This window comes from Desulfovibrio sp. Huiquan2017, from assembly GCF_017351175.1.
In the GTDB taxonomy this organism is placed as follows: Bacteria; Desulfobacterota; Desulfovibrionia; order Desulfovibrionales; family Desulfovibrionaceae; genus Pseudodesulfovibrio.
This window is the reverse complement of record NZ_JAFMPN010000004.1, coordinates 181,305-201,665: the sequence shown is the minus strand read 5'-3', so window position 1 is coordinate 201,665 and position 20,361 is coordinate 181,305. Positions and strand designations below refer to the sequence as shown.

Below are 20,361 nucleotides of genomic sequence, written 5' to 3'. Positions count from 1 at the left end.
ATAAGCGAGAAGTGCGCTAGCGTACAATATCAACTGAAGATTCGTACCAAATGAAATCGGGTCTAGCAATATGCCAGCACTGGTTTGCCATTTTTTTCTCAAGATTTTCTAAAAAACATCATGGTGCGCATCCATCGACTTTCCGCCCACCTTCGGCGGCGGTTCGGAGAAAGGGTCCAGAAGATCCCCCTGGATGCCGGATTTTCCTGTCCCAATCGGGACGGAACCCTGTCGCGCGAAGGATGCGTGTTCTGCAACCCCGCCGGTTCGGGCTCCGGGCTGCTTGAAAGGGGCTTATCCATCCGTGAACAATGGGATTTTTGGCGCGATATTCACGTCGAAAAACACCATTTGTCGCTATTCACCGCCTACCTGCAATCCTATTCCAACACCCATGGTCCGGCCGCCAGGCTTGCCCAAGTCCTGGACGAGCTCCGGGGGCTGCCCGGCTTGACCTGCCTGGCCATAGGGACCCGGCCCGACTGCCTGGACGCGGAAAAGCTCGATTTGCTGGCCCGGAGCCGGGAACGGCTCGGCCTGGCCGAGGTCTTTCTCGAACTCGGCCTGCAATCGGCCAACGACGCGACGCTTGCGCACATCAACCGGGGTCACGACGCGGCCGCCTTCGCCGGGGCCGCCCGGGCCGCCGCCGAGCGCGGTCTGACCGTGGTCGCCCATGTCATGGCCGGACTGCCGACCCGGGACGGCCGCGAGGGGCTCGCGGAACTGCTCGACACCGTGGCCTTCGTCAACGCGCTCCCGGTGGGCGGCGTCAAATTCCACAACGTCTACGTCTGCCGGGGCACGCGCCTGGCCCGCTGGTACGAGTCGGGGCGGTACGTCCCACCCACCCTGGCGGAGTATCTGCGCTGGCTCGGCGAATCTATCATGCGCCTAGATCCGCGCGTTGTCATCCACCGTTTGAACGGCAATCCTGCTTCGGGCGAACTTTTGGCCCCGGACTGGGCGGGCAACATGCGCCGCATGCACAACGCCGTCCGCGATTACTTCGAAGCGGAAGACATCTGGCAGGGCAAGCTCAACGGAGCGGAAAGCGGGCCGCCGGACTGGTTCGGCCCGGAAGTTGGAGACAAGGCATGAGCCGTCCGCAACGCGAATGGGTGTGCGGCGCGACCTTCGCCCTGCGCCTTGACTGGCGGGACGGGCTGGTCCGCCGTATCGAGTTGGCCTGGGCCGCCGACTCGCGGGAGACGGATATCCTGTCCGGCGAGGCCCGGGCCCTCAAGGCCGCCCTGTTGCGCTACGAGACCCGCTGTCCCCCGGATTGGCCGGACCTGCCATTTGACTTCTCGGGCCTGAGCGAATTTCAGAAGGCCGCCCTGGACGCACTGCGCCGCATCCCGCCGGGCGCCACCCGGACCTACGGCGAAATGGCCGCCCTCCTGGGTCGCCCCAAGGGCGCGCAGGCCGTGGGGCGGGCCATGGCCGCCAACCCGTTTCCGCTGCTTTATCCCTGCCATCGCGTGGTCGGGGCCAACCGGGCCATGACAGGCTTCTCCGCTTCGGGCGGCATCGAGATGAAAAAAGCCCTGCTCCGCCTCGAAGGCGCGGAGCAGGGCCTGTTGCCCGGTTTGGAATGACCGGCCGGGAGATCGTTATGAATTACGATTATTACCCGTTACAGCATGACGCAGATTGTCCCTTTTGCACTACCGAAGTACCTGCCGGAGCCAGCGTCTGCACCGGCTGCGGTGGCGTCTTTGTGGTCAAACGCCGTATAAAGCGCATGGCCTTCGGCTTTTTCATTGTCGGTCTGTTCGTGGGACACAACCTTGCCCTGGAATCCGGGCTTCTCTTTGCGTTGGCCCTGGGAGCATTGGGTGCCTGGGGCGTCAATTGGTCGGACGCGCGCAGGCCGTTCTGGCTTCGGATCGAGCCTTAGCCCACGTATTCGAAGCCGATCTTGTCGATGGCGGCCTTGATGTCGTCCTTGTTGATGGGGGCGGGTTCGGTGTAGGTCACGTCGCCGGTGGGCAGGTCGATGGACACGTCTTTTGCGCCCAGTTTCTCCATGACTTCGGTGACGGACTTCACGCAGTGTTGGCAGGACATGCCTTTGACTTTTACGGTTGCCATAATGGACTCCTTTCGTTGGTGTTTTTATCCCTTGAAGAATCTGAGCCTGAGCGCGTTGGTGACGACGGTCACGGAACTCATGGCCATGGCGGTGCCCGCGATCATGGGATTGAGGGTCGGTCCGCCGAAGATGTGGAGCACGCCTGCGGCCACCGGGATGCCGATGACGTTGAAGGCGAAGGCCCAGAAAAGGTTCTGCTTGATGTTGCGCATGGTCGCCCGGGAGAGGTGCAGGGCGGTCAGAATGGCGTGCAGGTCCGAGTGCATGAGGACCACGTCGCCGGATTCCACGGCCACGTCGATGCCCGAGCCCATGGCGATGCCGATGTCCGCCTTGGCCAGGGCCGGGGCGTCGTTGATGCCGTCGCCGACCATGGCCACGATGCGGCCTTCGTCCTGGAGGCGGGCGACCTCTTCGGCCTTGCGGTCGGGCAGGACCCCGGCGATGACCTGGTCGATGCCCGCCCGTTCGGCGATGACCCGCGCGTTGACCTCGTTGTCGCCGGTGAGCATGACCGGGGTCAGTCCGGCCTTCTTCAGGGCGGCGATGACCTCGGGGGTTTCGTCGCGCATTTCATCGGCGATGGCGAACAGGGCGTTGAGCTTGTTTTCCGAGGCGAAGTAGACCACGGTCGCGCCCTGTTTTTCATAGTCGTTCACGGCTTCCTCGGCGATGCCGTCCGCGCCGAAGCCCAGCCCTTGCTCCTGCATGAACGCCCAGTTGCCGATCAGGATCTCGCGATAACCGATCTTGGCTCTGATGCCCTTGCCCAGGATTGCCTCGAACTCGTCGGGCGCGGGAAAGTCGAGGCCCTTTTTCTTGGCGTAGCGCACAATGGCCTGGGCCAGGGGGTGTTCGGACCGGCTCTCGGCCGCGGCGGCCAGATAAACGGCCTCGGTCTGGGCCATGGTCCCCCGGACCATAGTGATGCCGGTCACCTGGGGGTGGCCGTGGGTCAGGGTGCCGGTCTTGTCGAAGACCACGGTGTCCAGGGAGCCCGCTTCCTCAAGGGCCAGTCCCGACTTGACGAGCACGCCGAGCTGCGCGCCGCGCCCTGCCGAGACCATGATGGACATGGGTGTGGCCAGCCCCATGGCGCAGGGGCAGGCGATGACCATGACGGCCACGAAGATGCGCAGGGAGAAGGGAAAGCCCGCCTGGCCGATGAAGTACCAGGCCAGTCCGGCGACCAGCGCGGTGAGCATGACCGAGGGCACGAAGTAATAGCTGATGCGGTCGGCCAGGTTGGCGATGGGGGCCTTGGAACCCTGGGCCTCCTGGACGAGCTTGATGATCCGGGCGAGCACGGTGTCATTGCCCACGCGGTCGGCGCGCATGGTCAGCGCACCCGAAGTGTTCAGCGTGCCGCCCGCGACCGTGTCGCCGACCTTCTTGCTTACGGGCATGGGTTCGCCGGTGAGCATGGATTCGTCCACGGCGGAGCGGCCGTCGGTCACGGTGCCGTCCACCGGGATGCGTTCGCCGGGCCGGATGAGCAGCAGGTCGCCGGGTTCCACCTCGGCCACGGCGATGGGCGTCGGCTCGCCGTCTTTGAGCAGGGTGGCGGTGTCCGGGGCGAGTTCCATGAGCGCTCGGATGGCGTCCGAGGTTTTGAGCTTGCTGCGCGCCTCGAAGTACTTGCCCAGGGAAATCATGGCGATGAGCACTGCGGCGGACTCGTAGTAGAGGTCCATGGCCAGGATGTGCGGGTCGCCGAGCCCGAAGAGCAGGGCCAGGGTGTTCCACAGGGAGTAAAGGAAGGCCGCGCCCGTGCCCATGGCCACCAGGGAATCCATGTCCGGTCCGCCGCGCAGCAGGGCCGGGATGCCGTGAAGATAAAAATTGCGGCCCGACCAGACCACGGGCAGGGTCAGCAGGAGCTGGGCCAGGGCGAAGGTCGCGGGCGAATGCGCGGGGTCGAGGAAGGCGGGCAGGGGCATGCCCCACATGTGGCCCATGGACAGGATGAGCAGGGGCAGGGCGAAGAGGAAGGCCGGAATGAGCGCCTTTTTCTGGGCGTTCAGGCGGTCCAGGGCCTCCTGGCGGCGTTTTTCGAAGAGGTTGCCCGCCTCGGAGCGCTCTTCGGAAGTGAAGCCCGCGTTCGCAATGGCGTTGCGAATCTCGCGCCGGGAGACCAGAGAGGGATCGAAGACGAATTTGCCGGTCTCGGCGGCAAGATTGACCGAGGCCGCGTCCACGCCGTCCAGATTGCCGACCACGCGTTCTATGCGCGAGGAGCAGGAGGCGCAGTGCATGCCGCCGATGTCCAGGTTCAGGGCCGCCAGCCCGGGCGCTTCGGGCTCGGGTGCGTCCTGGAACTCGGCCTCGAAACCGAGATCTTTGATCCGCTTGCCCACCGCGTCGAGGGACACGGCGTCCGGATCATAGGACAAAGCCATGGTTTCGGCGGCCAGATTCACGGCCGCGTCATCGACGCCGTCCATGTTTCCCACCGCCCGTTCGATGCGCGCCGAGCAGGCCGCGCAGTGCATTCCTTTTACCTGTGCCGTTGCTTTCTTCATGTTGATAACCTTTTTCAATGGTGGGTCCAATATGGACACTGGAGGCGTTTTTGGCAAGGGGGGTGGCGGGGGATATTTATTTGGCCAAAACGGACTCGATGACCCGCATGGCCTCGAGCAGTCGGGCGCGGTCCTCGGGGGAAAGCCCGGCCAGAGCGCGCTTTGCCTGGTCGGAAGCGGCCCGGTGCAATTCGGCCATGAGCGCGGTCCCGGCTTCGTCCAGGCGCAACTCCTTGGCCCGTGCGTCGTCCGGCGAGTGGCGCTCCGCGAGCCAACCCCGGTCGACGAAGCGCCTGAGCATGCGGCTCAGATACCCCTTGTCCAGGCCGAGGCGCGCCGCCAGGTCTCTGGCCGATATCCCGGGGCGGCTGTCCAGTTCGAACAGGACGCGGGCCTCGCTCAGGTTCACCGGGCTGTCGTACAGGTGGCTGCCGAGCAGGCCCGTGTAATTGGTGTAAAAGCGGTTGAAATGGCGGAAACGGTCGATCTGGGTGCGGGTGCTCATGGATGAATCCTGCGAAAAATAGTTGACAAAGTCAACTTGTTCGCCGGAGGGTTGAACCATGACGAATGCAATCATCCATACGGGCAATCCGAGCCAGGCGGACATGGTGGTTCGGCTGCACGTCGAATACTATGCGCGCCATTGGGCCTTTGACGGGCGCTTCGAGGCGCAGGTGGAGCGCGAGGTCGCCGAGTTCGCGGCGGGGTTCGCACCGTCGCGCGACGGTTTCTGGTGGGCGGAGTCGGACGGGCGTTTCGTCGGAGCGGTGGCCGTGGACGGCACGCGTTCGGGCGAGGGGGGCGCCCGGCTGCGCTGGTTCATCGTGGACGAGTCCTGCCGGGGCCGGGGCGTGGGCGCGGCCCTGCTTGAACGGGCCGTGGCCTTTTGCCGCGAGCGTGGCTTCGCCTCGGTCCACCTGTGGACCTTCGCCGGGCTGGACGCGGCCCGGAGGCTCTACGAGCGGTGCGGATTCGTGCTGGTCGAGGAAGCCGAGGGCGACGGCTGGGGGCCGCCCGTTATCGAACAGAAATTCGAATTGGACCGTCAGGCCCGGTTCAGTCCGGCAGCCACCAGGCGGATCAAGTCGTAGGGGTATTCTCCGCCCAGAGATTCGAAAACCGGTCCCAGAGCGGTCACGCCCTTGGCGCGGAAGCCGCGCATGGCGTCCTCGACTCTTTTCAATTCCTCGTCCGGCAGGTTGGCCGCGCGGCGGTAGTCGATTTTTCCCATGTTCACGGCCAGGATGAGATGCCGCCAGATGGAGGAGGGCTTGAGCCCGCGCGCCTCGGCCACGGCGTCGATGTCGCCGTGTTCGAAGAAGAGGTCCAGGCTGGTCTGGGCCGTGGCCGTGAAGTCCGGCTTTTCCGCCGCTTCCCGCCGTTTGGCCTCGCGGACTTCCCCGGGGATCTCCGGGACGGTCGCAGGTCTGCCGTGCTCGTCCTCGTGGGCCTTGAGGCAGGCCAGGAAGGCTTCGCCGAAGCGCTCCCGCTTGCTCGCGCCCACGCCGCTCATGCAGGCGAACTCTTCGGGATCGCGCGGCCGGTAGCGGACGAATTCGAGCAGGGTCCTGTCCGCGAAGATGGCGTAGGGCGGCACGGACTGGGCCTCGGCCAGTTCCATGCGCAGGTCGCGTAGCTTGTCGAACAGGGCCTCGGCCTCCCAATTGGTCAGGACGTCTTCGGCCAGGGCCGGGACGCGGCGCTTCTTTTTCGAGGCCCGAGCGGGCAGGGCCGGGTCCTTGCGCAGACGGACCGCTGTCTGGCCCTTGAGCACGGGCCAGGATCGTTCGTTCAGGGTCAGGGCATTGAAGCGCTCCAGGTCCACCGAACACAGTCCGGCGGCCAGAAGCTGGCGGTAGACCGATTTCCATTCGTCCGGGCTCATGTCCCCGCCGATGCCGTAGGTGGACACGCGGTCGTGATGGAAGCGGACGATCTGGTCGGTGACGGCCCCGGTCAGGACCTGGGCCAGGTGGTTGACCCCGAACCGCTGCTCGGTGCGGAAAATGTTGGATAGCGCCTTTTGGGCGATGACCGTGCCGTCAAAGGTCTCCACCGGGTTCAGGCAATTGTCGCAGTTGCCGCACGGTTCGATGTGCTCCCCAAAATAGGCCAGCAGCGCCTGGCGGCGGCAGGAGGAGGTTTCGAGAAAGGCGAACAGGGAGCCGAGCTTGGCGTGCTCGATGCGTTTGCGGGAGTCCACGGCCTCGCCCGAGTCGATCATGGAGCGCAGGATGGCGATGTCCTGCATGCCGTAGCACATCCAGGCCGAGGCGGGCAGGCCGTCGCGTCCTGCGCGGCCCGTCTCCTGGTGGTAGGCCTCCAGGGACTTGGGCGGTTCCAGGTGGCAGACGAAGCGCACGTTGGGCTTGTCCACGCCCATGCCGAAGGCCACGGTGGCGACCATAATCACCCCTTCCTCGCGCATGAACCGGTCCTGGTTCGCGGACCGTTCGTGGGCTGACAGCCCGGCGTGGTAGGGCAGGGCGTTGAAGCCGTTCTTGCAGAGGAATTCGGCGGTCTGCTCGACCTTTTTGCGCGACAACCGGTAGACGATGCCCGCGTCGTTCGGGTGGTTTTCCTCGATGAACCGTTTCAGCATGCGCGTGGGGTTCTTCTTGGGGACCACGGTGTAGGTGATGTTCGGCCGGTCGAAACCGGTGGCGAAGACGCGGGCGTTCTCCAGGCGCAGGTTGCTGACGATGTCCGCCTGGGTGGGTTTGTCCGCCGTGGCGGTCAGGGCCAGGCGCGGCACGTCCGGAAAACGGTCCTTGAGGATGGAAAGTTGGGTGTATTCCGGACGGAAGTCATGCCCCCACTGGGATACGCAGTGGGCCTCGTCAATGGCGAACAGGGCCGGGGTGCAACGGGCGACGAAGTCCAGGAAGCCGGGCCTGCAAAGCCGTTCCGGAGCCACGTAGAGCAGATCGAGCCGTCCGTCCAGGGCCATCTGCTCGATGTCGCGGGAGGTTCGCGGGTCCATGGCGGAGTTGAGGCAGGCGGCGCGCACGCCCATCTGGGCCAGTCCCTGGACCTGGTCCTGCATGAGGGCGATGAGCGGCGAGACGCAGATGCCCACGCCGGGCCGGAGCATGGCCGGGATCTGATAGCACAGGGATTTGCCGCCGCCCGTGGGCATGAGCACCAGCGCGTCGTTGCCGCGCAGGATATGGTCGATGACCGCCTCCTGCAACCCGATGAATGCGGGAAAGCCGAAGACCGTGGAGAGAATTTCGCGCGCGCTGGGATCGAATTCGGACATGGAAGGCCAACCTAGGGCAAAGGGGGTGGGATGGCAATGGTCTTGAATGGGGCCGGGTTTGACTTGCTCGTTGATTTGATGGACAAGTTGAATGCGTAGGTCAACCAGGGGGGGAACCTTGAAGCGGGAAGAATTGGAGCGGAAGGTCAACGCGTTGCGTAGCGACCTCGTCCGCGCGGAAATCGAGTTGTTGACCCTGGACGGCTCCGCGCCTTCCGTTTCCGAGGTCGGTTTCCTCGATTTGTTTGAATTGGATGAGATTCAGGCCCTGCAGGACGCCTTCGCCTCGGCCACGGGAGTGGCCTCGATCATCACCACGCCCGAGGGCGAGCCTCTCACCCGGCCGAGCAACTTCTGCCGCTTGTGCAGCGACATCATCCGCAAGACCGAACGGGGGCGGGCCAACTGCCGCCGTTCCGACATGGTGCTCGGCCGGTGGAATCCCCGGGGCGCGACCGTCCAGCCCTGTCTGAGCAGCGGCCTGTGGGACGCGGGTGCGTCCATCTCCGTGGACGGCCGGCATATCGCCAATTGGCTCATCGGCCAGGTGCGCAATGAGCGCGTGGACAAGGAGAAGGCCCTGGAGTACGCCCGCGACATCGGGGCCGACGAGGTGGAGTTTGTCCGCGCCTTCGAAGAAGTCACGGTCATGTCCGTGAACCGCTTCAAGGAGGTCGCCAGGGCCCTCTTTCTCCTGGCCAACCAGATGTCCTGGATCGCCTACCAGAATTTGCTGCTCAGCGACACGCTTCGCGAAATCCAGACCGCCCACAAAGAGGTCCTGGGCCTGCGCAATTACCTGACGAACGTCATTGATTCCATGCCCTCCATCATGGTGGGCGTGGACGACGCTGGGCGCATTACGCATTGGAACATGCGCGCTGCCGCGGCCACGGGGTACGAAGAGGCCGACGTGGAGGGGCGGTTGCTGGCCGAGGTCCTGCCCGATCTGAGCCAGGACCTGGAACGCGCCTCGGCCTCCCTGTCCAAGGGGGCCCCGACGATGCGAGAGCGGGTGCCCGCCAACGAAAACGGGGAGCGGCGCTACCGCGACGTGTCGGTCTTCCCGCTGATGGGTGACGGGGTGCGGGGCGCGGTCATCCGTGTGGACGACATCACCGACAAGGTGCGCATCGAGGAGATGATGGTCCAGTCCGAGAAAATGCTTTCCGTGGGCGGGCTGGCCGCGGGCATGGCCCACGAGATCAACAATCCCCTGGCGGCCGTCCTGGGCAGCGCCCGACTCATCCGCAAGCGGCTGCTCTCGGACGGGACGCGCAACCGGCGCATCGCCGGGGAGTGCGGCGCGGACCTGGACCGGGTCATGAATTACGTGCGCGCCCGCGAGGTGGACGTCCTGCTCGACGCGGTCATCGAGTCCGGGGAGCGGGCGGGCCGGGTGGTCACCAATATGCTCGGCTTCTCGCGCAAGACCGACGGTGAGAGGGGCGAGGTGGACGTGACCGAGGTCCTGGACCGGGCCGTGGAATTGGTCGGTAGCGGCCAGGACCTGGAGCACAGCTACAATTTCAAGAACATCGGGGTGGACCGGGAATATGGCGAGGGCGACCTGAAGGTCTCTTGCGACCCGGGGCGGCTGGAACAGGTCTTCTTCAATATCTTGAACAACGGGGCCCAGGCCATGACCTTCGCCTTGGAAGAGACCGGACGGGAACCGCATTTCGTTCTGCGCGTCAAGCGGACCGGCCGGATCATTCGGGTGGAGATCGCGGACAACGGGCCGGGCATGCCCGAGGAGACCCGTCGCCGGGTTTTCGAGCCATTCTTCACCACTAAAGAGCCCGGGGTGGGCACCGGACTCGGCATGTCCGTGTCCTATTTCATCGTCACCGAACATCTGGGCGGGACTATCCGGGTGGATTCCGAGTCGGGCCGAGGCGCGATCTTCGTGCTTGAATTCCCTGCCGTCGTGGCCGGTTAGGACCGCCCCGGGAAATCCGCGCCTTTCGGCCCTTGCCTTGTGTCGGGGCCGTGTATATCCTTACAGATGCCGATGCTACGTCCGGCGGCAGGCCCCGCGTGGCGACGGTTTCGTCCATTACCCTGAAACACCCGGGATTTTCCGCAAACATGCCTTTTTTCGCGCACGACGATCGGACCGCCGGTCTTTATACCATCACCGTCTCCCAGTTCGCCCTGGTTTTCATGCTTTCGGCCGTGGCCGTGGCCGTCCCTGCCCTGGGCCGGGAATTCGGAGCCAGCGCCTCGCAGCTCGGGCTGGTCGAGTCGGGCTACATTTCGGCCGTGGCCATGCTCTTGTTCCCGGTGACCCGGCTGTCCGACAAGATCGGGCGCGGGACCACCTTCGTCTGCGGCATGGCCCTGTTCACGCTCATGAGCATGATCCTGCCGGTCTGCCACACCATCAACCAGTTCATTGTCCTGCGGGTGTTCCAGGGCGGTGGCGGGGCCATGATGGTCTCCACCGGCCTGGCCATCATAGCCGACCTCTACCCCGGGCCCGGCCGGGCCAGGGCCATGGGCATCGCCTCGGCCGGGGTCTACCTGGGGCTATCCGTGGGGCCCTGGCTGGGCGGGCTCATCGTCACCCACCTCGGCTGGCGCTGGATTTTCTACGGTGGGGCCATCCCCTGCGCCGTGGGGTTCGTGCTGACCCTCAAGACCCTGCCCGTGCGTCCGGTCCTCGCCCGGGGCGTGCGTTTCGATCCCGGCGGGGCGCTGTTCATCGCCCTGGGCATGATCCTGCTTTCCCAGGGCGGCTCGCACCTGGACGGCCGGTTTGGCGTGTTCATGCTCCTCGGCGGTCTCTTTTTCCTGCTTTGTTTCGTCTTCTGGGAGGGCCGGGCCAAGGCCCCGCTCCTCAGCCTGGCCCTGTTCAGCGGCAATCCGGCCTTTTCCCTGGGGTCGGCCGCTCAGTTCATCAGCTACGCGGCCATCTACGGGATCACCTTCCTGCTCTCGCTGTATCTCCAGGTCGCCCAGGGGATGACCGCGAGCGACGCCGGGTTCATTCTCATGGTCCAGCCGGTCATGCAGGTCATTCTTTCGGTGGTCAGCGGCAAGTGGTGTGAGCGCTGGTCGCCGCATCTGGTGGCCACGGCGGGCATGAGTCTGGCCACCCTCGGCCTGGGCGCGGCGATCTTCCAGGGCGCGTACCCGGCCCTGTGGTTCACGGCCCTGATCCTGGCCTTGTGCGGCGCGGGTTCCGCCATGTTCGCCACGGCCAACATGGCCGTCATCATGGGCGCGGTCTCCCGCGAGAACTACGGCGTGGCCTCGGCCGTGGTCGCGGCCATGCGCACCACGGGCATGACCGTGTCCCTGGTCTTTATCAGCGGCGTGTTCGCGGTGATCATCGGCCCCGCCGCCCTGAGCCCCGCCAACGCAGGGGTTTTCCTCAAGGCCATGAAGGTGGCTTTTATCGCCCTGACCGTGTTCAGCGCGCTTGGCGTGCTCATGTCCGCCAAGGGACGGCTGGAAGTGCGAAAGGGAACCGGCAAGGCGTAGCCGGAAAAAGCGCGCCGAAGGCGCAAAGGGGGGGCGCAAGCGCACAAGCCTTTTGCCCGCCGGAGGGCGAATCCCCCGATTTTTGCCGCGGCCCCTTCTTTCCTTGGTCGATTCCCGCTGTCGGCAATTGAAAAAACTGGTCTCGATAGGGCCGTGCGCCGCAATGAAAAAAAGGGCCGCCCCGGATGGGACGGCCTTTGTCGTTGCTATACCACGCCGGCCAGCATGTTGCCGGGCGGGGGCAGGCTATGCGCCTGGGCCCTGGCGTAGGCGGCCAGGGCGGACTTGATCCGGCCGGGGGAGGGCGCACCGCCTGTTGCGGTTGCCCTGCGGTCGCGGTAGGCGGCGCCTTCGACGCCGACCTCGGCGCGCAGGTTTTCCACTTCGGCCTCGGTCCGGAAGGCTTCGGCCTGCCGGTTCCGCTCGCGTACCGAGCTGGATAGCGACGGGTCGAGGACCGTGGTCTCCTCGCGGTAGTCCACGCCGAACTTGCCCAGGCGAAAACCGAACGACGTGGTCGTCGTTCTGGCCTGGGGCTGCACCGTCTTGCGTTCCACTCGGCGCTCGGCCAGGGACTCGGTCTTGCGGTATTGTTCGGCAGCCTGCGAGGATATCCGCATGGGCGTCTCCCGTGCCCGGCCTTTTTTTGTCGCAAAAAAAGGCCGTTGCGTTGCATAAGGCAGCCCGGCCGTCCCTGTGACCCATGTCACGCTCTATCCAGAGGGACCCGTGGTTTTCCGTCTCCCGTCCATGGGAGTTGGCAAATCCGAATCAGTCAGGAAAGACTATAGGCATTCGGCCTCATTTTGACAACCCCGGGGGTTTGGCGCTACTAGCATAACCCCTGCCACTGAATAATTTTCGGGGGCCCCGGGGGAATGGGGATTTTCTTCAAACCGTAAGAGAGAGCACATGGGTTACACGATTCTGAAAAAAGAGGAGTTGATCCCGGGCCAGACGACCATGATGGTCATCGACGCGCCCCAGATCGCCAAAAAGGCCAAGCCCGGCAATTTCGTCATGCTCCGCGTCAGCGAGCACGGTGAGCGCATTCCCCTGACCATCGCGGATTGCGACAAGGAAAAAGGAACAATATCAATTGTTTACCTTGTTGTTGGCAAAACCACCGCCGAGATGAACACCCTCCGGGAAGGCGGGCGGTTTGCGGACGTCTGCGGCCCGTTGGGGCGGCCCACGCACATCGAGAAGTCCGGCACCGTGGTCTGCGTGGGCGGGGGCACCGGCATCGCGGCCATGCACCATATCGCCAAAGGGCATGTGGAGGCGGGCAACCGGGTCATCGCCATCATCGGGGCGCGGTCCAAGAACCTGCTGCTGTTCTGTTCCGAACTTTCTTCGTTTTGTCCCGAGGTGCGCATCGCCACGGACGACGGCTCCGAGGGCCACAAGGGCTTCGTCACCGAGGTCTTGCAGGACATCCTCGAAACCGAGGACGAGGTGGCCGAGGTGGTCGCCATCGGCCCGGTGCCCATGATGGAGGCGGTCTGCCGGGTGACCCTGCCCTTCAACGTCAAGACCACGGTTTCGCTGAACTCCATCATGGTGGACGGCATCGGCATGTGCGGCGCGTGCCGCTGCACCGTGGGCGGCAAGACCTTGTTCGCCTGCGTGGACGGCCCGGAGTTCGACGGCCACAAGGTGGACTTCGCCGAACTCAAGGCCCGGCTGTGGCAGTTCAAGGAGCAGGAAGAGGAATCCATGGAATTGTTCAGCAAGGAGTGTCAGTGCCATGGCCGATAGAAAACAGAAAAAGATTCGCGGCCGCACCCCCATGCCGCACCAGGACCCCCAGGTCCGGGCCGGGAATTTCGAGGAGGTGGCCCTGGGCTACTCCCGCGAACAGGCCCTGATCGAGGCCGAGCGGTGTCTGCAATGCAAGAAACCCCTGTGCCAGGAAGGGTGCCCGGTCAATATCGATATCCGCTGGTTCATCGCCTGCCTGGTGGACGATGATCTGGAAGGCGCCTTCAACGCCATCCGCAGGACCAACTCGCTGCCCGCTGTCTGCGGCCGGGTCTGCCCCCAGGAGACCCAGTGCGAGGGCCGCTGCATTCTCGGTAAAAAGCACGAGCCCGTGGCCATCGGCCGTCTGGAGCGCTACGTGGCCGACACCTACGCGGCCCGTTCCGCCTGTGAGGAGGTCACCGACCTGGCCGCCTGCGCCCTGGAGCGCGAGGACGTCCGGGTGGCCTGCATCGGCTCGGGTCCTTCCTCCCTGACCGTGGCGGGCTATCTGGCCGGGCGCGGCATCAAGGTGGATGTGTTCGAGGCCCTGCACGAACCGGGCGGCGTGCTCATCTACGGCATCCCCGAGTTCCGTCTGCCCAAGTCCGTGGTCGCCCGCGAACTGGACGGACTGCGCCAGCTCGGCGTGACCTTCCACACCAACTGGGTGGGGGGCAAGACCATCACCGTCCAGGATCTGCTCGAGCAGGGCTACGGGGCCATCTTCATCGGCGTGGGCGCGGGCCTACCGCGCTTTCTGGGCGTGCCGGGCGAAAACCTCGTCGGCGTTTTCTCGGCCAACGAGTACCTGACCCGTGTCAACCTCGGCCGGGCCTATGCTTTCCCCAACTACGACACCCCGGCCTACCGGGCCCGGCGCGTGGCCGTCATCGGCGCGGGCAACGTGGCCATGGACGCGGCGCGCACCGCCCTGCGCATGGGCGCGAAAGAGGTTTCCATCGTCTACCGCCGGTCCGAGGATGAGATGCCCGCCCGCCGCGAGGAGATCGAACACGCCGTGGAAGAGGGCATCCGCATCCGTTGTCTGTGCGGGCCTCTCGCCTTTCACGGCGACAACCAGGGCCGCCTCAAGGCCATGACCGTGCAGAAGATGGAGCTGGGCCAACCCGACGAGTCCGGCCGCTGCTCGCCCGTCTGCCTGGAAGGCCAGACCGAGCAGATATCCTGCGACATGGCCATCATCGCCGTGGGCACCCGGCCCAACCCCATCCTGCTCGAGGCCACTCCCGACCTCAAGCTGAACAAGTGGGGCTACGTGGAGGCCGACCCGGAAACCGGCGAAACCTCCATGCCCAATGTCTTTGCGGGCGGCGACATCGTCACCGGGGCGGCCACCGTCATCTCCGCCATGGGCGCGGGCCGCCGCGCCGCCAGGGAGATCGCCGAACGGCTGCTGTAGCCGACGGCCTTTACGTATATAAGAAGATCCCCGTCCGCACTTGGTGCGGACGGGGATCTTTTGCTTCCGGCCCTGTCTTTTCGCCTCATCTCTTCGTTTGCGCACCCGCGCGGGCGGGGAAGGCGGAGGGGGAGGAAAATCCTTCCAGCAGTCTCCCCCGGTCTCCTAGTCCACCGGGTGGCCGATGCCCTTAACGGGTTGTTCGGCTATTTCCTCCAGGCGCTGCCGGATCATGCGGATGTGCAGCCGGAGGGAGTAGATGTAGTCTGTATACGAGAGGGGGACCGAGGTCTCCAGCACCAGGCGGTCCATCTCCTCCAGCCGGGCGAGCATGTCGCGGGCCTCGGCCGGATCGGTCAGGTCGTAGGCGTGCATGTCCAGTTTCTTGAGCTGCTTGTACCATTTGAAGATGCGCCGCCGGATCTGCCAGCGGTAGGCGGGCGGGGTGATCTTGAACAGGGGAAAGAGCAGGGTCAGCAGCGGGATGAGCAGGATTTTGAGCCGCTCCACGGTGATGGCCACCTGGAAGGGCAGGTAGCGCATGAGCAGCGGCGGCCCGGACTTGTAGAAGTTCTTGGCCTCGTCGCTCAGGGGGAAGAGGGTGCCCCGGCCGTTGGGGAACTGGTTGGCGGCGGCGAACATGTCGCCCCGGCCATGGATCTTGGCCGCCGCGAGGAGAAAGAGATAGCGCAGGGCCGGGTGAAGGTCTTCGCGGATGACCAGGTTGGCCGAGGGCGCGAGCAGGCTGATGTCGCGGGCGGGCAGGTCGCGCACGAGGTCGATGCCGCCCTGGGGCAGGGTCAGCTTTGCGAGGAAACGATGGGTGCGCGCGTAGGTCTCGGCCCGGTTGAAGGAATAGAGGTTCACCTTCCTGTACGATTCGCCCAGGGTGCGGACCGTCTTGGAGTTTACTCCGGCGATGACGAAGAGGGCGTCGATCCTGCCTTCGAGCAGGTCCGGGACCCCTTGGCTCGCGCCTTCGGCCTGGAGCATGGCGGTTTCGGGGGTGATGCCGTTCTCGTGGAGCAATTGGCGGACGAGGTGGCTGGTGCCGCTGCCCTCGGTTCCGACCGCGACCTTGCGTCCCTTGAGACCCGCCAGGGTCTTGAGCCGGAAACGCTTGGAGGTGAACAGCCAGACGGGTTCATAATAGAGCGAACCCAGGCTTTCGAGATCCGGGTGTTCCTCGGAGGAGGTGATGCCGCCCTGCACGAACGCGGCCTGCACGCCGGAGTCCTGGTTTTCGAGCAGGGCGAGGTTGGCCATGGCCCCCTTGGAGGGGCGCACGTCGAGTTCGAAGCCGTGTTCCCTGAAAAATTCGGCGTACTGTTCGGCAAAGGCGTAGTACGCGCCGCCCTCGTCGCCGGTGGCGATGATCACCTTGTGCGGGGGCAGCGGTTTGACGAATTGGAAGGTCACCCACAGGGCCAGGGCGAGCACTCCGGCGGACGCGCCGTAGATGAGGAACGACATGAGTACGTGGGAGCGCAAAAATTTGAAGAGACGGTTCAGATATGGGTTTCTCATGAGGATGGACTGTAGAGAAAAGGCGGTCTCGGGGCAAGGCGGAGGACGCGAATTCTGACGCATTCGTCGTCTGGCCGGGGGGGGCGGCCGTCTTGCGAAGAGCGCGAAATATGGGTAGGGATGGAAGAGTGTTGGAGTTTTCCGCCAAGCAACCCGGACCGGACAGGCCATGCCCAAGCTCAAAACCCTGCTCATCCACCCCGACCCCGAGGTCCGCACGGCCCTGCGTGACGTGCTGGAGGAGGCTCCCTTCGTCCAGGTCCTGGGCGAGGCGGTCTCGGCCTTCGAGGCGTTGGAGATGCTGGAGGCCATCCCCTACGGCGTGTTCTTCGTGGGGGTGAACCTGCCGGGCGGGGCGAGCGGCATCGAGATGGCCCAGATGCTCGCCGGGCGCAGGAACAAGCCCGCCCTGGTGTTCATTTCCGACTCCGAGTCCCAGGCCTATGCCGCCTTCGAACTGGGGGCCACGGACTATCTGCTCTGGCCGCCCGCGCCCGGACGCATGGCCCGGACCATGGACCGGCTGCAGACCTTCAAGACCCGGTTTCGCGAGGTCCCGCCTCCGGCTCCCTACCCGGACGACCCTGACGACGAGGCCGTGGACGGCGCCGAGCAGACCGTGAAGCTGCCCCTGCCCGAAGAGGAGCAGGACTCCTTCCTGGCCGCGCTCCAGGCCGCCTGGGACCAGACCACCGGCCGCAGGCCCGAGATCGACAAGCTGGCCGTGAACCAGGACGGGCGCACCATCCTCATTCCCTATGACCAGATCATCTTCGTCGAGGCCTTCGAGGACTATTCCTACGTGCACACGGCCAACCAGAAATTTCTCTCCTCCTACCGGCTCAAGAACCTGGAGGACCGGCTCGGTCCGCACCGCTTTTTCCGCGTGCACCGCAAGTACCTGGTCAATCTGGACATGGTCACCGAGATCGCCAGCATGCCCGGTTCCAACTTCATGTTGCGCACGGCCGGGCGCACACGCATCGAGCTGCCCATCAGCCGACGGCGCATCGCCGAACTGAAGAAGATCATCGGGCTGTGAGGAGAGGAGGGCGACATCCGGACCGGGCCGTGGCGGACGACCCGACCGTTCAACCCGCCGCTGCGACCGCTGGCCGAATAAGCCGGGAGTTGCGGGCCGGGAGTGCTATGAATGAGACTCGCAAAATCGGGGTTCCCGGTTGTTTCTGCGAGGAGGATACATGGACCAGTCAGGCGCAATAGATAATTTACTGCAGGAGGAACGGGTTTTCCGCCCGCTTCCGCAATTGGTCATCGAAGCCAACGTCAACCCCCAGGAATTGGAGGGGGCGCGCAAGTTCGCGGCCATGGACCCGACCGGGTACTGGGAGGAGGCCGCCGACGAACTGGACTGGTTCAAGAAGTGGGACCAGGTCCTGGACGACAAGGACGCCCCCTTCTACCGCTGGTTCCCGGGCGCGCGCTGCAACATCGTCTACAACGCGCTGGACCGGCATATCGAGACCGCCAACAAGAACAAGCTCGCCCTCATCTGGGAAGGGGAACCGGGCGACCAGCGCAAGTACACCTATTTCGAGCTCTACCGCGAGGTCAACCGCTTCGCCAATGCCCTGCGTTCCCTCGGGATACGCAAGGGGGACCGCGTGGTCATCTACATGCCACCCCTGCCAGAGACGGTCATCGCCATGCTTGCGGCGGCCAAGATCGGCGCGGTCCATTCCGTGGTCTTCGCCGGATTTTCGGCCAAGGCGCTGCGCAAGCGCATCGACGACGCCCAGGCCAAGCTGCTGATCACCTCCGACGGCTTCTACCGCAACGGACGGATCATCAGCCTCAAGGAGACGGCGGACGAGGCCCTGGTCGGGGCCTGCGCCGACTGCGTGGAGGCCATGGTCGTGGTTCGGCGCTGCAATCTGAACGTGGACATGGTGGACGGCCGGGACTTCCAGTACGAGGACCTGGTCCGCCGGGAACGCAACGAGGCCCCCACCGAGGTCATGGACGCGGACGACCCGCTCTTTCTACTCTACACTTCCGGGACCACGGGCACGCCCAAAGGCGTGGTCCACTCCCACGGAGGCTACATGGTCGGCGTGCACCGCACCCTGACCACGGTCTTCGACATCAAGCCCACGGACATCTTCTGGTGCACGGCCGATCCCGGCTGGGTCACGGGCCACTCGGCGAGCATTTACGGCCCGCTCATGGCCGGGACCACCTCGGTCATGTACGAGGGACACCCCAATTACCCCCAGGCCGACCGGCTGTGGTCCGTGGTGGCCAAGTACGGGGTGACCATCTTCTACACCGCGCCGACCATGATCCGCATGCTCATGCGCTTCGGGGCCCAGTATCCCAAGCAGCACGACCTGTCGAGCCTGCGCCTGCTCGGCACCGTGGGCGAACCCATTTCACCCGAGGCGTGGATTTGGCTGTACAAGCATATCGGCCGCTCCGAATGCCCGGTGCTCGATACCTGGTGGCAGACCGAGACGGGTATGTTCATGATCTCGCCCCTGCCCATCTCCGTGCTCAAACCCGGGTCCGTGACCAAGGCACTGCCCGGCGTGGAAGTGGACGTGGTCGATCGCGACGGCAATCCCGTGCCCCCGGGCAAGGGCGGACTGCTCGTGGTCACCCAGCCCTGGCCGTCCATGATGACCGGCCTGTGGAACGACGACGAGCGCTTCAAGGAATATTGGACGCAAATTCCCGGCGTCTATTACGCGGGCGACGTGGCCCGGCGCGACGAGGACGGCTACATCTGGATCCAGGGCCGTGCCGACGACGTCATCAACATCGCCGGGCACCGCATCGGCTCGGCCGAACTGGAGGCCGCCTTCGGCGTGCACCCGGCGGTGAACGAGTGCGCGGTCATCGGCGTGCCCGACCAGATCAAGGGCGAGGCCGCCAAGGCCTTCGTCATGCTCAACGACGGCTTCACCCCGGGCGACGAACTGGTCAAGGAACTCAAGAAGACCATCCGCAACGAGCTCGGCCCCGTGGCCGTGATCAAGTCCGTGGAGTTCCGCGATTCCCTGCCCAAGACCCGGTCCGGCAAGCTCATGCGCCGCGTGCTCAAAGCCGAGGAGAACGGCTTGGAGACAGGCGATCTGACCGGGCTGGACGAGGAGTAGACGGTCGAAGGGGGCGGCGGGAGCGTCCGGCGGCACGCAAAAAAAAGATCGCGGCCCGCAACTGCGGGCCGCGATCTTTTTTAGATGCGTTTGGCCGGGTGCCTACATGACGCGGCAGCCGTCCTCGGTGACGAGGATTTGGTATTCCCAGCGGATGCCGCCCCAGGCGGGATCGTAGAGACCGGGCTCGACGGTGACGACCATGCCGGGTTCGAGATGGCCCTGTCCCGCTCGGGACAGGGACGGCGGCTCGTGGGTTTCGAGCCCCACGCCGTGGCCCAGGCCGTGGGTGAACATGGCCTCGACCCCGGCCTTTTCAAAGACTTCGTAGGCCACGCGGTAGGCCTCGGTGCAGGACAGGCCGGGACGGATGACGTCGATGGCCGCCTGTTGGGCGGCGCGCACCTGCTCCATGGTCTTTTGGAAGCGGTCGGACGGCTTGTCGCCCACCCAGAAGGTCCGGGTCTGGTCCGAGTTGTAGTCGAGCAGCCTGCAGCCGGTGTCGATGAGCACCATGTCGTTTTCGCGCAGCTTGGTGTCGCCGGGGATGCAATGGGGCAGGGCCGCGTTGGGGCCCACGCCGACGATGGTCGAAAAGGCCAGCCCCTGGGCGCCGTGCTCGCGGAAGAATTTTTCCACCAGCCAGGCGACTTCCCTCTCGGTCCGGCCGGGAATGAGTTCGCCCTCGATGTATCGGAAAAGCTCGTGGTTGAGCCGCATGGACTCGTCCATGCGCCGAATCTCGTCCTCGTCCTTGATGATCCGCAGGGATTCCACGATGTTCTCGGTGGGAACCAGGGTGAAATCCTCGGTCAGCTTGTCGTAGTCGAAGAGGTGCAGGGCCTTGGGTTCGAATCCCAGGGTGTTGACGCCGCGTCCCTTGAGAAATTCGGCGATTTCCTTGTGCTTGCGGGCGGTGTAGATGCACAGGTTCTTTTCGTCCCAGACCTTTCGGGCCGCGTCCAGATAGCGCGGGTCGGTGAACAGGTAGTCCTCGTCCGGGGTGACCACGAGCCAGCCTGACGACTCGTTGCATTGGGCGTCGTGCAGCTCGAAGCCGCTCAGGTAATACCGGTTGGCCGCCAGCGACACGAGCATGGCGGACAGGCCGCGGGCGTGCATTTCGTTCTTGAGCTCTTCGCGGCGTTTTTCGAAAACGGATGTATTCATGATGT

General features: G+C 64.9%; 17 protein-coding genes and 1 riboswitch. Of the genes, 10 read left to right on the top strand and 7 right to left on the bottom strand.

Annotated features, from left to right (window positions below):
* Window positions 1–120 precede the first annotated feature (120 nt).
* From mnmL to J0909_RS04670, 3 genes are read left to right on the top strand one after another with little or no spacing between them, the layout of a single operon-like run.
* Window positions 121–1,101 (top strand): tRNA modification radical SAM protein MnmL/YtqA, encoded by a 981-nt coding sequence (mnmL, locus tag J0909_RS04680; RefSeq protein WP_207260907.1) that lies wholly within the window; start codon window positions 121–123, stop codon window positions 1,099–1,101.
* The gene (locus J0909_RS04675; protein WP_207260905.1) at window positions 1,098–1,601 is read left to right on the top strand and encodes a methylated-DNA--[protein]-cysteine S-methyltransferase; all 504 of its coding nucleotides are present in this window, start codon (window positions 1,098–1,100) and stop codon (window positions 1,599–1,601) included. The genes mnmL and J0909_RS04675 overlap by 4 nt, the downstream gene beginning before the upstream one ends.
* Window positions 1,602–1,618: 17 nt before the next feature.
* Window positions 1,619–1,903: a hypothetical protein gene (locus tag J0909_RS04670; RefSeq protein ID WP_207260903.1), complete on the top strand. Its 285-nt coding sequence runs from the start codon at window positions 1,619–1,621 to the stop codon at window positions 1,901–1,903.
* Here J0909_RS04670 and J0909_RS04665 read toward each other — a convergent pair.
* From J0909_RS04665 to J0909_RS04655, 3 genes are all read right to left on the bottom strand, one after another.
* Window positions 1,900–2,097 carry a heavy-metal-associated domain-containing protein gene (locus tag J0909_RS04665; RefSeq protein WP_207260901.1) on the bottom strand — a complete coding sequence of 66 codons (198 nt, stop codon included), beginning with the start codon at window positions 2,095–2,097 and terminating at the stop codon, window positions 1,900–1,902. The two genes, J0909_RS04670 and J0909_RS04665, sit on opposite strands and share 4 nt — an antisense overlap.
* A gap of 24 nt (window positions 2,098–2,121) precedes the next feature.
* Window positions 2,122–4,620 carry a heavy metal translocating P-type ATPase gene (locus J0909_RS04660; RefSeq protein ID WP_207260900.1) on the bottom strand — a complete coding sequence of 833 codons (2,499 nt, stop codon included), beginning with the start codon at window positions 4,618–4,620 and terminating at the stop codon, window positions 2,122–2,124.
* A gap of 76 nt (window positions 4,621–4,696) precedes the next feature.
* Window positions 4,697–5,125 (bottom strand): MarR family winged helix-turn-helix transcriptional regulator, encoded by a 429-nt coding sequence (locus tag J0909_RS04655; RefSeq protein WP_207260898.1) that lies wholly within the window; start codon window positions 5,123–5,125, stop codon window positions 4,697–4,699.
* Window positions 5,126–5,183: 58 nt separating this feature from the next.
* Here J0909_RS04655 and J0909_RS04650 point away from each other — a divergent pair, with 58 nt between their 5' ends.
* Window positions 5,184–5,714: a GNAT family N-acetyltransferase gene (locus tag J0909_RS04650; RefSeq protein WP_207260896.1), complete on the top strand. Its 531-nt coding sequence runs from the start codon at window positions 5,184–5,186 to the stop codon at window positions 5,712–5,714.
* On the opposite strand, the gene recQ is transcribed toward J0909_RS04650, so the two are convergent.
* Complete coding sequence (recQ, locus tag J0909_RS04645) at window positions 5,669–7,885, bottom strand: DNA helicase RecQ (protein ID WP_207260894.1); 2,217 nt, start codon at window positions 7,883–7,885, stop codon at window positions 5,669–5,671. The genes J0909_RS04650 and recQ overlap by 46 nt on opposite strands.
* Window positions 7,886–8,003: 118 nt before the next feature.
* Here recQ and J0909_RS04640 point away from each other — a divergent pair, with 118 nt between their 5' ends.
* Both J0909_RS04640 and J0909_RS04635 read left to right on the top strand, forming a co-directional pair.
* Window positions 8,004–9,827 (top strand): PocR ligand-binding domain-containing protein, encoded by a 1,824-nt coding sequence (locus tag J0909_RS04640; RefSeq protein WP_207260892.1) that lies wholly within the window; start codon window positions 8,004–8,006, stop codon window positions 9,825–9,827.
* Window positions 9,828–9,976: 149 nt separating this feature from the next.
* Window positions 9,977–11,374 carry an MFS transporter gene (locus tag J0909_RS04635; RefSeq protein ID WP_207260890.1) on the top strand — a complete coding sequence of 466 codons (1,398 nt, stop codon included), beginning with the start codon at window positions 9,977–9,979 and terminating at the stop codon, window positions 11,372–11,374.
* A 206-nt stretch (window positions 11,375–11,580) separates the two neighbouring features.
* Here the strand turns inward: J0909_RS04635 and J0909_RS04630 are convergent, their stop codons facing one another.
* Window positions 11,581–11,994 (bottom strand): hypothetical protein, encoded by a 414-nt coding sequence (locus tag J0909_RS04630; RefSeq protein ID WP_207260888.1) that lies wholly within the window; start codon window positions 11,992–11,994, stop codon window positions 11,581–11,583.
* 55 nt (window positions 11,995–12,049) lie between these two features.
* Window positions 12,050–12,146, bottom strand: a riboswitch (cyclic di-GMP riboswitch).
* 140 nt (window positions 12,147–12,286) lie between these two features.
* Between J0909_RS04630 and J0909_RS04625 the strand changes: the two genes are divergently transcribed.
* Window positions 12,287–13,135, top strand: a complete 849-nt coding sequence (locus tag J0909_RS04625) for a sulfide/dihydroorotate dehydrogenase-like FAD/NAD-binding protein (protein ID WP_207260886.1) — start codon at window positions 12,287–12,289, stop codon at window positions 13,133–13,135.
* Window positions 13,125–14,540 carry an NADPH-dependent glutamate synthase gene (gene gltA / locus J0909_RS04620; protein ID WP_207260885.1) on the top strand — a complete coding sequence of 472 codons (1,416 nt, stop codon included), beginning with the start codon at window positions 13,125–13,127 and terminating at the stop codon, window positions 14,538–14,540. The genes J0909_RS04625 and gltA overlap by 11 nt, the downstream gene beginning before the upstream one ends.
* A gap of 165 nt (window positions 14,541–14,705) precedes the next feature.
* Here the strand turns inward: gltA and J0909_RS04615 are convergent, their stop codons facing one another.
* Window positions 14,706–16,067: a TAXI family TRAP transporter solute-binding subunit gene (locus tag J0909_RS04615; protein ID WP_207260884.1), complete on the bottom strand. Its 1,362-nt coding sequence runs from the start codon at window positions 16,065–16,067 to the stop codon at window positions 14,706–14,708.
* Between the two features lie 169 nt (window positions 16,068–16,236).
* Between J0909_RS04615 and J0909_RS04610 the strand changes: the two genes are divergently transcribed.
* Window positions 16,237–17,109, top strand: coding sequence for a LytR/AlgR family response regulator transcription factor (locus J0909_RS04610; protein WP_207260883.1), 873 nt, complete (start codon window positions 16,237–16,239; stop codon window positions 17,107–17,109).
* Between the two features lie 160 nt (window positions 17,110–17,269).
* Window positions 17,270–19,186, top strand: coding sequence for an acetate--CoA ligase (gene acs, locus J0909_RS04605; protein ID WP_207260882.1), 1,917 nt, complete (start codon window positions 17,270–17,272; stop codon window positions 19,184–19,186).
* Window positions 19,187–19,288: 102 nt separating this feature from the next.
* Here the strand turns inward: acs and J0909_RS04600 are convergent, their stop codons facing one another.
* Window positions 19,289–20,356, bottom strand: a complete 1,068-nt coding sequence (locus J0909_RS04600) for a M24 family metallopeptidase (RefSeq protein ID WP_207260881.1) — start codon at window positions 20,354–20,356, stop codon at window positions 19,289–19,291.
* Between the last annotated feature and the right edge of the window lie 5 nt (window positions 20,357–20,361).

Excerpts from the sequence above, each read along its gene's own strand:
- mnmL (WP_207260907.1), top strand. The coding sequence starts at position 121 with ATGGTGCGCATCCATCGACTTTCCGCCCACCTTCGGCGGCGGTTCGGA.
- J0909_RS04675 (WP_207260905.1), top strand. The coding sequence starts at position 1,098 with ATGAGCCGTCCGCAACGCGAATGGGTGTGCGGCGCGACCTTCGCCCTG.
- J0909_RS04670 (WP_207260903.1), top strand. The coding sequence starts at position 1,619 with ATGAATTACGATTATTACCCGTTACAGCATGACGCAGATTGTCCCTTT.
- J0909_RS04665 (WP_207260901.1), bottom strand. The coding sequence starts at position 2,097 with ATGGCAACCGTAAAAGTCAAAGGCATGTCCTGCCAACACTGCGTGAAG.
- J0909_RS04660 (WP_207260900.1), bottom strand. The coding sequence starts at position 4,620 with ATGAAGAAAGCAACGGCACAGGTAAAAGGAATGCACTGCGCGGCCTGC.
- J0909_RS04655 (WP_207260898.1), bottom strand. The coding sequence starts at position 5,125 with ATGAGCACCCGCACCCAGATCGACCGTTTCCGCCATTTCAACCGCTTT.
- J0909_RS04650 (WP_207260896.1), top strand. The coding sequence starts at position 5,184 with ATGACGAATGCAATCATCCATACGGGCAATCCGAGCCAGGCGGACATG.
- recQ (WP_207260894.1), bottom strand. The coding sequence starts at position 7,885 with ATGTCCGAATTCGATCCCAGCGCGCGCGAAATTCTCTCCACGGTCTTC.
- J0909_RS04635 (WP_207260890.1), top strand. The coding sequence starts at position 9,977 with ATGCCTTTTTTCGCGCACGACGATCGGACCGCCGGTCTTTATACCATC.
- J0909_RS04630 (WP_207260888.1), bottom strand. The coding sequence starts at position 11,994 with ATGCGGATATCCTCGCAGGCTGCCGAACAATACCGCAAGACCGAGTCC.
- J0909_RS04625 (WP_207260886.1), top strand. The coding sequence starts at position 12,287 with ATGGGTTACACGATTCTGAAAAAAGAGGAGTTGATCCCGGGCCAGACG.
- gltA (WP_207260885.1), top strand. The coding sequence starts at position 13,125 with ATGGCCGATAGAAAACAGAAAAAGATTCGCGGCCGCACCCCCATGCCG.
- J0909_RS04615 (WP_207260884.1), bottom strand. The coding sequence starts at position 16,067 with ATGAGAAACCCATATCTGAACCGTCTCTTCAAATTTTTGCGCTCCCAC.
- J0909_RS04610 (WP_207260883.1), top strand. The coding sequence starts at position 16,237 with ATGCCCAAGCTCAAAACCCTGCTCATCCACCCCGACCCCGAGGTCCGC.
- acs (WP_207260882.1), top strand. The coding sequence starts at position 17,270 with ATGGACCAGTCAGGCGCAATAGATAATTTACTGCAGGAGGAACGGGTT.
- J0909_RS04600 (WP_207260881.1), bottom strand. The coding sequence starts at position 20,356 with ATGAATACATCCGTTTTCGAAAAACGCCGCGAAGAGCTCAAGAACGAA.